This window comes from Algibacter sp. 2305UL17-15 (genome assembly GCF_040720935.1).
In the GTDB taxonomy this organism is placed as follows: domain Bacteria; phylum Bacteroidota; class Bacteroidia; order Flavobacteriales; family Flavobacteriaceae; genus Jejuia.
Genome location: NZ_JBFDAE010000015.1, coordinates 88,246 through 105,010, shown reverse-complemented (window position 1 = coordinate 105,010; position 16,765 = coordinate 88,246). Strand labels below are relative to the sequence as shown.

Genomic DNA, 16,765 nt, shown 5'->3' with positions numbered 1-16,765 from the left:
TCCGATTGGCTTACCGCGTAGCTGATCGTGTACGTAAAGGTCTCCCCTACGGACAGTATCCCATCGGCCGTGCCGCTCTCCGTTGCCGCACTCAACGTGCCATTGCTCCCGTCCGGAAGCACGTCGCTCGCCGTCACTCCCGTCAATGCAATGTTGCCATCGTTGGTAACGACTATCTCGTAGCCCAATGGGCCGGGCGAGGTGATCGGGTCCTGTCCCGATACCTGTGTCTTGGATATCGTAAGGCTCGGTGTCTTTGTGATCGGGGTCTCCGCCGTATCGCTCTCCGCAGTCGGCAGCTCGTTCGTTACAACGCTCGCCGTATTGGTAAGGCTAGTGTTGTTGTCGATATCCGATTGGCTTACCGCGTAGCTGATCGTGTACGTAAAGGTCTCCCCTACGGACAGTATCCCATCGGCCGTGCCGCTCTCCGTTGCCGCACTCAACGTGCCATTGCTCCCGTCCGGAAGCACGTCGCTCGCCGTCACTCCCGTCAATGCAATGTTGCCATCGTTGGTAACGACTATCTCGTAGCCCAATGGGCCGGGCGAGGTGATCGGGTCCTGTCCCGATACCTGTGTCTTGGATATCGTAAGGCTCGGGAGACAAGTATCTGCAAGACAATTTGTAGTGTCCGTATCTCCTGTTCTATCTGAAAGTTCATTAGCTGTTCCGTCAAAAGCTCCTCCATTATCTATCCATTGATAGTGTACTACTTCATCATCGGCTAATATTGCATTGGTTAAATCTCCATTTAAAAGATATGTTCCAACTACACCTGCATCGTTTTGAAGATAACCATCATCCTCAGCAATACCATTACCTTTTCCTAAATGGTTATTGTCTAATACAATTGGCGCACATAGCGGATATGTAGATCCAGCTTTTAGATCAAAACATATATCTAAAACATGAACCGCAGTACCTGATAGTGCTAACGGACTAGATGCTGCACCGTCAATAATATTAAACTGTGCAAAAATACCATCAGTAGATGAAAAGCCAAATACCCCACCAAAAACTGAAGCACTTTGGTTAAAACCACTCTCAGTATAACCAGTTGCTAAATTTTGGATAGATACATTTTCTAAAAGATTACTATCATAAAAAAAGCGCATCGTAGATGTGCCTAATATTGGTGATTGACTTCCGTCATCAATTGATACCATCAAAGGGTAACAAAGTTGAACTGTTGTTCCACATGTAATTTGGGGTTCTCCGACGCTCCATTCAAGCACCCTTGCTTGGGAAAACACTTGAAAGGACACTAGGATAGCTGCTATTAATAAAATAGTTCTTTTCATCATTTAAAAATATATTGGTTAATTAATCATTCTTACTATTAAAAATTAACTTTTGAAAAAGGTATTAAATGAATTTTCAATTAATACTTAACAAAATGACTCTTGGAGCGAGTTTGCATTAAAAATATAGATACAATATTCTTGTTGCTATTTTAAACAAATAGTAAGTAAGGTAGAATTGAGAGGGCAAAAGCAATTTTACAATTTAATTTTTCAGGAAACTTATAATTTAGATTTAGTAGAACACAAAACATTCCATATACGCTAGACCCTAAATATCTTCCAAAAATTTCATTAAAATTGGCTCAAACAAAATTTCATGTTCTGTTCTATCCAATTCACAAAACTTTAACAAATTATTCTTTTTGTAAAAATTCACATTTATTTTAACAATAACTCAAAAAAAACATAGGTTTAATTATTTTTTTGAGATAGTGAATATCTTTGAAAATTATCAATAACCCCTCTTTTAATCGACCTAGGTAATTTTTAATCGATTAACGATATTTTTCTTATAATATAGAATTATTTTAGTTCTAGATTTTTTATAAAAGAAATCTATGACTTATAATTAAAATAATCTTTATCTTACATTTTATAATCTATATTATTACTATTGCTGTTCAACGACTTTTTAGTTTGAACAGAAAAAAATCCAAGTATTAAATTTCACTTCTCTTCTGAATTCGAACAAATTACAAATGCACTTTATCGAAAATTATGCCTTATGCTTATTTTTTTAGCTTTTAAAACTAATTTTTAGCCGTTGGCAATCATCTCATTATACATTTAACAACACTACCCATCTAATCTTAGAATGGTATGATCAAACCCAAAATTGATAAGACCATGGAAATTGAATCAAAAGAATTTAGCAATAAAGATATTGCCGTAACTTACGATCCCTGTGCATGCACATTGTCTGGTACCTGCGCCAAAGAATTGTCTCATGTTTTTAGCAATAAGATTATACCTTGGATCAACTTAGATGATGGTAAAAAAGAAGAAATTATTAAACAAATAAAAAAATGTCCTTCAGGTGCTTTAGACTATTACCTAAGGACAAAAAAGAAAGCTATTTAATTGAATGACAGTAGTTCTGTTAAAGCAAAAATCTTTCACATTATTTGAAGGATTTTTTTGTTTTGGAACATTCAGAATGTAAGCCCATTTAGAAAATACAACTATAAAAACTCCGAGAAGTTTCACAAAAACTGGCTGAGTTTTATTTTTTCAAGCAGACATATGCTGAACACCAACCCAATAGAACATACTCAGGTTCTGTAAGCTCGCGAGGGTTGTATGTGATTAAAAACACATTACCAGCAATGGTTTACATTGAATTGGGAAATATTAAAAGCAAAAAAGACCAAAAACGAATTATTAATTATGAGAATAGGGATGCTTTGGCAAATTGGATTTTTGGTGGGTTGGTTGTGGATTTTGATGTGCGTGAAAACAATTAAAATATATTTTATTTTACTTATATTTTTCTGTCATAAGAAAAGGAAATTCATAACGAAGTTGTTGTTTCTCATTTAGAAATTCTTCCATATTAGTATATCTGATTTTTTCGTTATCAAATTTCAATTCAACTTTACTATTTTTTTCTCTTAACGAATCTATTGCAGCTAAATGATAGGATAAAACAGTTATATAATCTTGATATTTAGTATCGGAGTTAAATTCATATTGAAAAATAATATTTTTATTAATCTTGCTTTCAAAATTTTCAATCAATTTATTTTTTGAAATTCCAACACCATTAATCAACAAGTCTTTACCAATTTGCACTATTATAGTGTCGTTTGGTTTATTATTCTCATCTGTTTTGAAAAAACGTGCTTTTCTTAGATAGTAGCCACTTAAAACATCAAATTCTTGATAAGATTTATCTTTCAATTTAATTTTAATTCCATTATTCGAAAATCGGGTAGCGCTTAAATCTTTTTCAAATGTTGCCCAAATTAGATAGTTTATGTCAGCTTTCTTTACTTGGTCTTCAATCAATTTAATAGTTTGCATTTTAGTATCTTTAAATGCAGATACTCTAATAGCCATTTTTTCTTGATATGGCTCGTAAAGGTTACCTTTATATTCAATAAAATCCAAATAAGAATCGTTTAGATAGTTTTCATGATAACGAAATGAAAGTTTCAATCTATCTTCTTCTTTTAGATAGACGTCACTATAATAATCAAAAAAAGAAACATTGTTATACTCAGATTTTGGCAGTTCAATTAAAGGCTTAAACTTCAATTGATTCTTATCTAAATGCTCATAATCAATAAGCTCAAAATTTGATAAGCCATAAGAAAAAGTCATGAATAGTATAAAATGTACTATCATTATTTTAAATCGCTTTCTTCTTAACACTAAACTTAGTGTTTTCCATATTTCAAGATATAGTACTATTATAAGAATTATTATAAAACCGATAAATTCAGGTAGAAAATTAAAATCTGTAAAAGACATTGAAAAAATTCCAATGATGTAGCTTATTTTTAAAAACCAAAATGCAAAAGATGAATTCAAAAATAATTGGTCATTTATTATTCTTCTATTTTTAATTTGCTTTTTCCCAAAACAATGATTTGTTCCTCCTAGAATAATACTTATGGCTATTGAATTTCCAAAAATTAATGACAATGCAGCAAAAAACCAATTATAAATATTTCTCTCATTTTCATTTAAGATATTAGGTAAGTGTCCAAAACCACTAGACATCAATCGAATTGACTCTCTAACCAAATATGCAAATCCATAAATAGCAAATGCGTATGCAAGACCAATTAAAACACCTAAAACAAGACGCTCAGTTGAAATATTACTGAAATTTATTGAAGAATCATAAAAACGCCTTTTTAATTTCATTTCTTGATGTGTATAAACTATAAGTATTATTTCTATTTAAAACGTTACAATTTATACGAAATAGATTCCTGCCTTCGCAGGAATGACAAGATTACTCAATCAACCCCTTAACCTCCTCAAAATCCAAACCACCATAATTACCGGAACTCATCAACAACAACGCTTTATTATCAAAATTCTGAGAAAACAGAAAATCTTTAAAATCGTCTGGATTGGTGTAAATAATTAAATCTTTACGCTCAAAAGCTTCTGCAATTTGTTCGTGGGTTACTTTGTCCAGTTTTTTAATTTCCACGGCATGTGGCGAATAAAATACTACAGCAACATCGGCTGCATCTAGTGCGCCTTTATATTCTTTTAAAAATTCAGCGTTTAAACTACTGTAGGTGTGCAATTCTAAACACGCCACTAAAGTTCTGTTTTGGTATTGTTGTTTTACGGCTTTTGTTGTTGCTTCTACTTTACTTGGAGAATGTGCAAAATCTTTATAGGCAACACTCGTTGTGCTTTCTGCTATTTTTTCTAAGCGTCTGCTTGCGCCTTTAAAGGTTGCAATGGCTTCGTAGAAATCGTCTTCGTCTATGCCCATGTGCTGACAAATCCATTTTGCGCCTGCCAAATTATTAAGGTTATGCTTTCCGAAAACTTCAATTGGCAAATCGCCTTCTGGAGTTTCTAAAAGTGTTTGTCCGTTTTCAACCCTATATTCTGGAGTTTTATAGGCTATTTTTCTAATGGTGTTTTCGCTTGCTTCCACTACCCGCTTTACTTCCGGGTCTTCTTCGTTGTAATTTATATTGCCACCATTAACGATAGAATCTACAAAAATGCTAAACTGCTCCACGTAATTTTCATAGGTTGGAAATACATTGATATGATCCCAAGCAATCCCACTCAACAAGGCAATATTTGGTTTGTACAAATGAAATTTTGGACGCCTATCTATAGGCGAACTTAAATATTCATCGCCTTCTAGAACTATAAAATCGTTTGTTTCTGTGAGTTTTACCATCACATCAAAACCTTCTAATTGTGCGCCAACCATATAATCTACATCTCTGTCGTGGTAGTGCATGACGTGCAAAATCATTGAGGTAATGGTTGTTTTTCCGTGACTTCCACCGATAACTACTCTGGTTTTATGTTTTGATTGTTCGTACAAAAACTCTGGATAGCTGTAAATTTTAAGTCCTAATTCTTGGGCTTTTAATAGCTCTGGATTATCCTCTTTGGCATGCATGCCTAGAACTATAGCATCTAAATCTTTTGTGATTTTTTCTGGATACCAGCCGAAGGTTTCTGGTAATAAACCTTTGGCATCTAATCTAGATTTTGAGGGCTCAAAAATGGTATCGTCACTTCCGGTTACTTTGTATCCTTTATTGTGTAGGGCGAGTGCTAAATTGTGCATTGCGGCACCACCAATTGCTATAAAATGTACGTTCATGACACAAATATCAAACTACGAACATCAAATTCCAAATTATTTGTTAGTTGTTTCACAGAAGTTCACGAGAATTATTTTTGTCGCGCAAAGGCGCTAAGACGCAAAGTTAATAAACCATAATGATTGTAAATTGTTTCACAGAGATATGCAGAGAGTTCGCAAAGATTCACAGAGAATTTCAAACTGTAAACTTCAAATGCGACTGCGACTGCGACTGAGACTGCGACTGAGACTGCGACTGCGACTGCGACTGCGACTGCGACTGCGACTGCGACTGCGACTGCGACTGCGACTGAAAACTAAAAATTATCTCGCAAAGACGCAAAGGCGCAAAGTTAAAAAGACACGAATTTACACAAATAGCCTAATTTACTGTAAACCGCGAATGCGACTGCGACTGCGACTGAGACCGAGACTGAGACTGCGACTAAGACTGCGACTGAAAACTAAAAACTATCTCGCAAAGACGCAAAGGCGCAAAGGAGCAAAGTTAAAAAGACACGAATTTACACAAATAGCCTAATTTACTGTAAACCGCGAATGCGACTGCGACTGAGACCGAGACTGCGACTGAGACTGCGACTGAGACTGCGACTGAAAACTAAAAATTATCTCGCAAAGACGCAAAGGCGCAAAGTTAAAAAGACACGAATTTACACAAATAGCCTAATTTACTGTAAACCGCGAATGCGACTGAGACTGAAAACCACGACTGAAAACTGAGACTGAGGCTGTGACTGTGATCGAAAGCTGAGACTCTAAATTATAAGCAAAAAATATTTGACACGGATTTCACGGATTTTCACGGATTAGTATTTGCTCTAATTTGTTTCAAGGAAACTCACAGAAAAACTCTTAAAATTTCAAGCTTTCAAATGTGACTGAGATTAAATCTTCAAAATCCGCTCTTTCTGTTCCTTAAACGGTTTAATTTTCGGAAGTTCGGCAATGGCTTTGTTGATGTGTTTTAATGCAATTTCTTTATCACTTTTGTGAGTATAAATTTGCGCCAAACGGTAGTGTGCCCAAGCCTTTGGAACACCGTCTTCGGCTGAATAATTATCTAAATAAATTTGAAGGCACTTTTCGCCTTTTTCTAATTCTAAATTATACTCTGCGGCGACTTTACCTATTTGATAATGCAATGCATTTCGCTGATGTTTTTTGTGGGCTTCCTCTATAGTTGCAATTGCCTTTTGCGGTTGTTTTTTGGTTTCGTAGAATTTTGTCAATTTATCGAAACAGGTTAAAGAACCGCCTTCTTTAATCGCCATCTTATAATATTTTTCGGCTAACTCTGGCTCATCGTCATATTCATAAACATAACCTTTTGCGAGATAGCCATCTACTTTTGAAAGGTTTTCCAGTTCATCGGCATATTTCAACGATTTGCTTTTACTCCCGCCAATAATCCCTGGGAGCTGTATGTATAATTCTACCAATGCCCAACGTGCATTGATGTGGCTTTTATCCAATTCGGCAGCTTTTATAAATGCATTTTTTACATCGCCTATAAAGCCAATAGCTTTGAATTTATTCTCTAGGGCTTTCATACCCAAAACACCACCGTATTTGTAATGATAGTTGGCTGTTTCAGGTTTTGCTTCTACTAACTTTTCGTATTCGTCAATGGCGTCGTTCCATTTTTTTTGATGTCCGTAAGCATCCCCTAAAAGCTCAATGGCCTCTAAATTGTCAGGGGCTTTTTCTAAATATTTTTGAATTACAGTTTCAGCTTTTTTAAACTGTTTTTGCTTAAAAAGCGTTTCTACTTCATCCAAATTACTTTGAGAGAAGCTTAGAATAGGTAGTAAAATAAGGAGCACGATATGTTTCATAACATCACAAAAATAACTTTTTATGGACAATTATGTTGAACCAAATAACAATATTAATGCCACGAATCGCACAAATTTTTACTAATTTTTTAAAAATCTAAAGATTTTTATATTCGTGGCAATTCATAAAATTCGTGGCTCAAAATTTAGCATTTCATTAATACTCAAAACGACTATTTTACCCACAAAATGATTAACTTCCCTCACTCAACGCTACCTTTCACGCATTTATCATTTTTTGGAATGGCTTTTGAATGTAGTTTAGAGACAACATAAAACCAATACTGAAATGAATTCAGCACACATAAAGCATTCACTTTTCTTAGTTATGATATTATTATTTTCAACCTTTTCCAATGCGCAAAACTCTAATTATGAGGATTTATGGAGCGAGGTCGAAAAATTGGAGAATAAGGGCTTACCAAAATCTGCTTTGAAAATTGTAGAGCGTATTCAAACCAAAGCTAATACTGCTAAAAACCATCCGCAATTAATTAAAACCATGCTATTTAAGAGCAAATATGCTTTGATTATTGAGGAAGATGCGCAATTGAATATTATTAATGATTTCAAAACTGCGATTGCCGAAAATGAATTCCCAGTAAAAAATGTATTAGAAAGTATTTTGGCGAATTTGTATTGGCAATATTTTCAGCAAAACAGATGGAAATTTTATAACCGTACCAAAACTTCTGAAAAAGTAGATAAAGAGGACTTTAGAACATGGGATTTACAAACGCTTTTTGATGACATCCATAAGCATTACCAAAAGTCGCTAAACAATGGTTTATTACTGCAATTAGAACCTTTGGATAAATATGATGCGCTTTTAAACACACAAAAAGATTCTAAAATTTACAGACCAACCTTGTTTGATTTTTTAAGTCACACAGCATTAGAGTTTTATAAAACGAACGAAACACATATTACCAAACCTGCATATAAATTTGAAATTGATAATCCGGAGTTTTTAGCCGATGCTGAAACATTTTCTGTTTTGAAAATTGAATCTAAAGATGAAACATCACTTCAATTAAATGCTCTAAAAATTTATAAGAGTTTAATTCGGTTTCATTTAAAAGATGAAAAGCCTTTCGCTTTAGCCGCTATAAATATTGAGCGTTTAAAATTTGTAAACCAACATGCTACGTTTGATGACAAAGAAACACTTTTATTAGAATCTCTTAAAAGTGAAAGCAAGCGTTTAAATTCTCGTGAAGTTTCCGGTTTATATGATTTTGAAATTGCTTCTATTTATTATCAACAAAGTCAGCAATACCAAGCAAAAATTGGAGAAGAAAACCGCTGGAAAGCCAAAGAAGCTCTAGAAATTTGTAACAAGGTCATCTCTAAATTCCAAAAAAGTAAAGGTGCTGAAAAATGTGCTGTTCTAAAAACTCAAATTGAGCAACCATCACTCCAAATTGCTTCGGAAGCTTTTTTACCGATTGATAACCCTGCACGTATCTTAGTCAGCTATAAAAACTTAGATTTTATTCAATTTAAAGCTTATAACTTATCTGAAAAACAATTTGAAAAATTTAATAAAACTTACAGACAAAATGAGCAATGGGCTTTTATCCAAGAATTAGATGTTTCCGAATCATGGGCTAATTCACTTAAAAACGAACATGATTTCCAAAGACATTCAACTGAAATAGTGATGTCCAAGTTACATAATGGCAGATATTTAATAGTGGCAACAACGAAAGGTGCGAATGAGAACAATTTTGCGTTCGCCCATGTTCAAGTCACAAATTTGGCTTTAGTTGAAAGCGAAACTTCCCAGCATAAAATATTTCAAGTTATTGATAGAACTAATGGTGCGCCAATTGTGAATGCTGATGTGGTCATGTCCTATTTCCCGAGAGGTTCAAGAATTAAAAAAATAAAAGATTACCGCTCTAATGCTTTAGGAGAAATTAAAGTTGAAAAAAGCCATAGTTGGTATAGAGATGTAAACTTAAAAGTGAAAAACGGTAATGATGTTGCTTATTTTGGCGATTATTATTTGAATCAAAAATATAAAGACCGAAAGCAAAGCATAAGTTATACATCTTTTTTATTTACCGACAGAAGCATCTACAGACCAGCGCAAACGGTTTATTTTAAGGCTATTGCGATGAAAACTGAAGATGGAAAATCTGAGGTTTTAGAAAACGAAAACATAAACACCACACTTTATAACGTTAATGGCGAAAAATTAAAAACACTAAATTTTAAAACGAATGAATTCGGGTCGGTTTCAGGGGAATTTATTTTGCCTAATAATGGTCTAAATGGTCAATATCGCATTGAATTAAATGCTGATATAAATCATTTTTCAAGAAACAACACCTATTTTTCAGTCGAAGACTACAAACGACCAAAGTTTGAAACCAAATTCAAGCCCATTACCGAAACCTTTAAAATCAATGATTCCGTTACCATAAAAGGTAATGCTTTAGCGTATGTTGGAAGCAATATTAGCGATGCCAAAGTGGTATATCGTGTACATAGAAAAGTAGAATATCCACGTTGGTATTTTTGGTATAGACCTTATGCAAATAGTGAGCCTCAAGAAATCACACACGGCGAAAGCATTACAAACGACAAAGGCGAATTTGAAATTACTTTTAAAGCCATTCCAGACCAAAGTGTTGACAAAAGCAGTCTGCCTATTTTCAACTATGAAGTTACTGCCGATGTTACCGATTTAAATGGCGAAACCCGAAGTGCTACAACCCTTGTAAATGTTGGGTATCATGCATTAACAGCTAATTTAAGTATCGATGACCGCTTAGATAAAACTAAAAAAGACCATAGCGTTACCATTGATACCAAAAACTTAAATGGCGAATTTGTACCTGCAAAAGGCACTCTTAAAATGTATAAATTTGAAGCGCCAAATTCGGTATTACGACCTCGTCCGTGGGCTGCTCCAGATTATCAAGAGATTTCTAAAGAAAACTTTAAAAAGTTATTTCCGCATGATGCTTATTCCAATGAAGACAATTCTAATAATTGGAAAAAAGGCGTATTGGTTTTAGAAAAATCGTTTAATACTAAAGATTCAAAAACCATTGCACTTGGTAAGCTTAAAAAATGGGCTTCTGGTAAATACCTGATTACCCTCGAAAGCAAAGATAAGTTTGGGCAATTGGTAAAAGATGAAGTTAAAACAACCTTATTTAATGATGATGATAAAGCTCCGGCAGACAATCAACTCATCACAATGTCAACAGATAAATCGTCTTATAATATAGGAGACGTTGCCCATGTTACTTTTGGTTCGGCTGCCGAAAATATAGCAGTAACTGTTTCAGTAGAAAAGGATAAAAAGATTATTAAAACTGAAATTATCACTTTAAATAATACTAAAAAAACCATTTCGGTTCCGGTTAACGCAAATGATTTGGGTGGTTTTGCCATTCATTACAGTTTTGCTTTTGCAAATAGTTTTCAGTCGGGTTCTGAGTTGATAGCTGTACCCTATCCAAAAACTAATTTAGAGATTGAAACCCTCACGTTTAGAGATAAGTTACAACCTGGAACTGATGAAACGTGGCAATTTAAAATCAAAGGTCCTTATGGCGATAAAGTAAGTGCCGAATTATTGGCTAGTATGTATGACGCCTCTTTAGATCAATTTAAATCGCATGCTTTGAATTTTAATCCAATTAATAATCCAACATATTATACTCATAGAAATTCAAGAGCGAATCAAAGTTTTGGAAATGAGAATTTTAGAATTTATCAAGATAGATTTCGTGGGAATTATACGCATCAAGGGTATGACCAATTGAATTGGTTTGGGTTGTTTTTTGGGAATAATCGCAATTTTAGAATAAGAGGAATTTCGACTTTATCTAGAGCAAACTCAGTTACTCCTGCTGCTCCAGAAATGATTGAAGTCGTAGAAGATGAGATGGAAGTTGATGAAGTAGTATTTATGAGTAATAAATCTATTCAAAAAACATTAAATGATTCAGAAGCAAGTAAATATTATTTGGGAATTATAAATAATGATAAAGCGTTAAATTCTATATCCAAAGAAGAAGCAAAAAAATTACTAGATTCATTAAATGATTCTGAAAATATTGAACCAAACTTCGGCAACATCAAAATCCGTAAAAACCTTCAAGAAACTGCCTTTTTCTTTCCGCAGTTAAAAACAGATCCTGAAGGCAACATAAGTTTCAATTTTACAACTCCCGAAGCTTTAACCCAATGGAAACTGCAATTATTGGCGCACACCAAAACTTTAGAAAGTGCCACTAAAACATTAACTACGGTTACTCAAAAAGAGTTGATGGTTATTCCCAACGCACCACGTTTTTTACGTGAAGGCGATAAAATTACCATAAGTACAAAAATTGCAAACCTTACAGAAAAACAACTTTCAGGACAAGCAAAATTAATTTTAACAGATGCTATTTCAGGAAAAGATATTTCCGCAAACTTGCTCAATCCTCCCCCTTCGGGGGAGATGTCCGAAGGACAGAGGGGGAAGGGGGCATTTACTGTCGCTGCTTCTGGCAACACCCAAGTATCATGGAATTTAAGCATCCCTGATGACATTCAAGCAGTAAAATATAAAATAGTTGCTAAATCGGGCGATTTTAGCGATGGCGAGCAAAATGCATTACCTGTATTATCAAACAGAATGTTGGTTACTGAAACCTTACCGATGTGGATACGAAGTAACCAAACAAAAACATTCACTTTAGATAAACTAAAAACCAATACCTCAACGACACTTAAAAATCACAAACTAACTTTAGAGATGACGTCCAACCCTGCATGGTATGCGGTACAGGCATTACCCTATTTAATGGAATATCCCTACGAGTGCAATGAGCAAACGTTTTCGAGATATTACGCCAATGCATTGGCGAGCCATATTGCAAATTCTAATCCTAGAATTCAGGAAGTTTTCAACCAATGGCGCAATACGGATGCTTTATTGTCTAATTTGGAGAAGAATGAAGACTTAAAGTCCATATTAATTCAAGAAACGCCGTGGTTACGAGATGCACAAAGTGAAACAGAACAGAAAAAACGTATCGCTTTATTATTCGATTTAAATAAAATGAATAATGAATTGCAATCGGCTATTAATAAACTTAAAAGCAATCAAATGGCTTCTGGCGGCTGGTCATGGTTTAAAGGCGGTTATGAAAACAGATACATTACACAACATATTATTTCGGGCTTCGGACACTTAAATAAGCTGAATGTCATTCAGAGCGATAGCGAAGAATCTATGATTAGAAAAGCCATCAACTACCTCGACACCCAATTCATAAAAGAATATAATGACATTAGAAAATACGATGCAAAAGCCGACTTAAGCAAAGACCATTTAAGCCATACACAATTGCATTATTTATACATGCGAAGCTTCTTCCCTGAAATTTCAAAATCAAAAGAAGTGGAAAAAACAATCGATTACTATCAAACTCAAATTCAAAAATATTGGTTAAGTCGTTCCTTATATTCAAAAGGATTGATGGCCTTGGTATCACATCGAAATAATGATGCTAAAACAGCTTTAAAAATTTTAAAATCACTAAAAGAAACAAGCATCACTTCGGAAGAACTGGGCATGTACTGGAAGTCCAACACCAATTCATGGTATTGGTACCAAGCACCTATTGAAACACAGGCTTTATTAATTGAAGCTTTTTCAGAAGCAGGAAATGTCATTCAGAGCGAAGCGAAGAATCTTGAAACCATCGATAACCTAAAAATATGGTTGCTCAAAAACAAGCAAACCAATAGATGGAAAACCACAAAAGCTACAACCGAAGCTGTTTACGCGCTTTTACTACAAGGTAGCGATTGGCTAAGCGTAACAGATATGGTTGATGTGGTTATCGGCGGACAACACATTGCACCTTCAAAACTAGAAGGTGTTAAAGTTGAAGCCGGAACTGGTTATTATAAAACTTCATGGTCTTCATCTGAAATTGAACCAGAAATGGGAGAAGTTCAAATCACTAAAAAAGGAGAAGGAATTGCATGGGGCGCATTGTACTGGCAATATTTTGAAGATTTAGATAAGATCACTTCAGCCGAAACACCTCTTAATTTAAAGAAAAAGCTGTTCCTTAAAACGAATACCGATACAGGTGAAGAAATTTCAGAAATCACTCCTGAAACTAATTTAAAAGTTGGCGATTTGGTGAGAGTTCGTATAGAATTACGAAGCGACAGAAACATGGAATTTTTACACATGAAAGATATGAGAGCCTCAGGATTAGAACCTGTAAACGTCATTTCAAAATACAAGTGGCAAGATGGTTTAGGCTATTATGAAAGCACAAAAGATGCCAGTACAAACTTCTTTTTTGATTATTTACCTAAAGGCATTTATGTGTTTGAATACGATTTAAGGGTGAACAATGCGGGCAGTATGAGTAATGGTATTACAACAATTCAAAGCATGTATGCTCCAGAATTCAGTAGCCATAGTGAAGGCATTAGAATTTCAGTAGAATAATCTTTACAAGACCTGTCAGGTTTTAAAAACCTGACAGGTCTAAAACATTCTGTTAGTTAGTGCGCTTTGTCTAGACAAAGTGCAAGATAGTTTTATTTACAATTAGCTATCTTTCAAATTACTAACTAATACATATAGCATTATGAATTCAAAAATTTTTATGGTTCTAAGAATACTTCTTGGACTGTTCGTTTTAATGTTTGGAGCTAACAAATTAGTTCCTGGAGGGTTTTTACCAATGCCAGAATTATCTGGTGACGCAGGCGCTTATTTTGGAGCGTTATCAAATTCTAAAACCTTATTACTAGTTGCCATTGTTGAAGTTATTGCTGGTTTGGCTTTAATTTTCAACAAGTTTGGTGCTTTAATGGCATTAATTTTAATGAGTGTTTCTGTAAATGCATTTTTATTTCATGCAGTTCTTGATCCAGATGGTATTGGCGGATCTGTAGTTTTGATTATATTGAACGTTGCTGTTCTTTATGGATATAGAGAGAAATACAAAGCTTTACTCAATTAACCTGGCTTAAAGGTCTTTTATTTAAGCTAATTGTCATATTGAGCGCAGTCGAAATACATTAATATTCTATATTTAAAGGTTTTCGACTGTGCTGAAACTGACACTCTTAATTCCTTTTCATACGCTCTCTTTTTTATTTTCTTAACTTTGCATAGTTATAATTCAATGAAACATGTATTACTGTTGCCCCAAAATTGGTAATTACATTAAAATACAATGCCTACTAATACTCGTTTTTAGTATGCTTTCATGTGCTTCAAAAAAAGATGCCGTTCCTAAAGACATTGTTATAAATGAAAATCCCAAACTCCTGTTTTTAAATTACACGATTTCCAAAACTGCTTCTGGCGAAAAAAACATCAGTTTTCACAGTAAAATGATTGCAGATGGCAAACTTAAAAACAGTAACACTAAATATATAAAAACCCCATCGGTTGGGGATTTAAAATGTTCGCAATTAAGTAATAGCTTGTCCGAACTTCATTTTGTATATATTAAAAACCCTTTGAATAAATTTATTGAAGTCCTAAATGATTCACTAAATTTTGAAAAACGGCGGGTTGTTCAAAACAAAGCAAATCTTTCATTAAAATTACAATTGCATCCTGAAGCAAAATTTATAGAAATTAGCGAAATAGTAGATAGTTTAAATACTGCAAAACAACTCATAAAAACCAAACTAGACTAAATATGAAGCATTTTATACTTTATATACTTCTTATTGCCGGTACAGTTTTAAGCGCTCAAACTTTTCCCGTTGAAACCATTAGAAATTCTGGGGATAATGACAAGCGTATAAATCTGGTAATTCTTAGTGAGGGTTATCGTGCTTCGGAATTAAATCAATTTATGACCGATGCCGATAACTTTGTAAACCAAATGTTGTTGCTTTCTCCATTTAAGGAATATCAAGATTATTTTAATATTTACGCTATAAAAATCCCATCAAATGAAAGTGGTGCAGATCATCCTGCAACTGCTACCGATGTTGATGAATCTGGATTAACGCCTGATTTTAGAGACACCTATTTTAACGCTACTTATGATTCTTATGGAAATCATCGAAGATTATTTTATGAAATTGACGGCAATTATGCCAATAATACAGAACTCAAAATTAATGCATTATTAGCCGTAAACCTTCCCGAATATGACCAAGCTATAATCATTGTGAATTCTACTGAATACGGAGGAAGTGGTGGAGAATTCCCTATGGCTTACAACGGCCATTGGGGAGCAGCAGTTACCATACATGAGTTGGGCCACTCTATGTTTGACTTGTTTGATGAATACTATCCCGGGGATGACTTTGCAAACGAAGGCATTAACATGACACAAGAAACAAGTCCTTCTCAAGTGCGATGGAAAAATTGGGTAGCTGAAAATGGGATTGGCATTTATCAACATGCAGATTTTGATGGCAACTTAAAAGATTGGTACAGACCACACGAAAATTGTATTATGCGAACTTTGTTTACAAACGCTCCTTTTTGTGCGGTATGCCAAGAAGGGATTATTGAAAAAATTCATAGTTTAATTTCACCCATAGATGCAATTTTACCTGATGATAACACAGTTGATAATCCTACTTTCCCGTTAGATTTTCAGCTGACTTTACTACATCCAACCACGAATTCCTTAAATCGTGAATGGACATTAAACGGTTCTAATTTTACAAATGATGTAGATGCTATTTCTTTAGTTGAAACCGATTTAATTGAAGGCAATAATACGTTAACCGTTGTAGTTCATGATGATAGTCCGATGCTAAAAGTTGACAACCATAATACAACCCATGTAAATACCGTAACCTGGACTATAAATTATTCCACTTTGGGAATTGATGACATAACCAACACAAGAAATACTTATACTATTTCATTATTCCCCAACCCAACCAACGCCATCGTTAATTTTAAAATTGAAAGCGAAAATGCTTTTAATATCAAAGTTAGCATTGTAAGTCTTGACGGAAAAAATATTAAGACTCTCAATATTTCTGATTACGAAAACAATCAATTAAATATTAGCGATTTAAATCAGGGAATTTACGTTACTAATTTTTATGCCGATAATGTATTGATTGCCAGTAAAAAATTAGTGAAAAATTAAATTCAAATTCTTTAGTATATGACAAAAATAGTTTAATCATTGTTCATTGTTAAACGAAGGTTATATATTGCTAAAAATAAGACCCTTCAGGTTTTAAAAACCTGAAGGGTCAGAAATTAATTCAAGATTGCATACTAATTGACAAACAAAAATTTAAGATATATTTTTCATTTTTTTGTAATGTAC

At 34.1% G+C, this 16,765-nt stretch carries 10 protein-coding genes; 6 read left to right on the top strand and 4 right to left on the bottom strand.

Features of this window, described 5'->3' with window-relative positions:
* A partial coding sequence (locus ABXQ82_RS15250) for a hypothetical protein (protein ID WP_367061609.1) occupies positions 1 to 1,307 on the bottom strand: 1,307 nt, incomplete at its 3' end.
* An 819-nt stretch (positions 1,308 to 2,126) separates the two neighbouring features.
* On the opposite strand from ABXQ82_RS15250, the gene ABXQ82_RS15245 reads away from it, so the two are divergent.
* Positions 2,127 to 2,387: a (4Fe-4S)-binding protein gene (locus ABXQ82_RS15245; RefSeq protein ID WP_367061606.1), complete on the top strand. Its 261-nt coding sequence runs from the start codon at positions 2,127 to 2,129 to the stop codon at positions 2,385 to 2,387.
* A gap of 245 nt (positions 2,388 to 2,632) precedes the next feature.
* Complete coding sequence (locus ABXQ82_RS15240; RefSeq protein WP_367061604.1) at positions 2,633 to 2,770, top strand: hypothetical protein; 138 nt, start codon at positions 2,633 to 2,635, stop codon at positions 2,768 to 2,770.
* A gap of 13 nt (positions 2,771 to 2,783) precedes the next feature.
* Here the strand turns inward: ABXQ82_RS15240 and ABXQ82_RS15235 are convergent, their stop codons facing one another.
* The 3 genes from ABXQ82_RS15235 to ABXQ82_RS15225 form a co-directional block, all read right to left on the bottom strand.
* Complete coding sequence (locus tag ABXQ82_RS15235) at positions 2,784 to 4,178, bottom strand: hypothetical protein (RefSeq protein ID WP_367061601.1); 1,395 nt, start codon at positions 4,176 to 4,178, stop codon at positions 2,784 to 2,786.
* Positions 4,179 to 4,269: 91 nt separating this feature from the next.
* A complete protein-coding gene (locus tag ABXQ82_RS15230; protein WP_367061598.1) occupies positions 4,270 to 5,625 on the bottom strand; it encodes a Mur ligase family protein in 1,356 nt (451 codons plus the stop codon).
* 887 nt (positions 5,626 to 6,512) lie between these two features.
* Entirely contained in the window at positions 6,513 to 7,463 is a 951-nt protein-coding gene (locus ABXQ82_RS15225) for a tetratricopeptide repeat protein (RefSeq protein ID WP_367061596.1), read from the bottom strand.
* Between the two features lie 289 nt (positions 7,464 to 7,752).
* Between ABXQ82_RS15225 and ABXQ82_RS15220 the strand changes: the two genes are divergently transcribed.
* The 4 genes from ABXQ82_RS15220 to ABXQ82_RS15205 all read left to right on the top strand — a co-directional run bounded on the left by ABXQ82_RS15220 (position 7,753) and on the right by ABXQ82_RS15205 (position 16,579).
* Complete coding sequence (locus tag ABXQ82_RS15220) at positions 7,753 to 13,947, top strand: MG2 domain-containing protein (protein ID WP_367061593.1); 6,195 nt, start codon at positions 7,753 to 7,755, stop codon at positions 13,945 to 13,947.
* 142 nt (positions 13,948 to 14,089) lie between these two features.
* Positions 14,090 to 14,467, top strand: coding sequence for a DoxX family membrane protein (locus ABXQ82_RS15215; RefSeq protein WP_367061590.1), 378 nt, complete (start codon positions 14,090 to 14,092; stop codon positions 14,465 to 14,467).
* 172 nt (positions 14,468 to 14,639) lie between these two features.
* Positions 14,640 to 15,155, top strand: coding sequence for a hypothetical protein (locus tag ABXQ82_RS15210; protein ID WP_367061587.1), 516 nt, complete (start codon positions 14,640 to 14,642; stop codon positions 15,153 to 15,155).
* 2 nt (positions 15,156 to 15,157) lie between these two features.
* A complete protein-coding gene (locus ABXQ82_RS15205; protein ID WP_367061584.1) occupies positions 15,158 to 16,579 on the top strand; it encodes a M64 family metallopeptidase in 1,422 nt (473 codons plus the stop codon).
* Positions 16,580 to 16,765 lie beyond the last annotated feature (186 nt).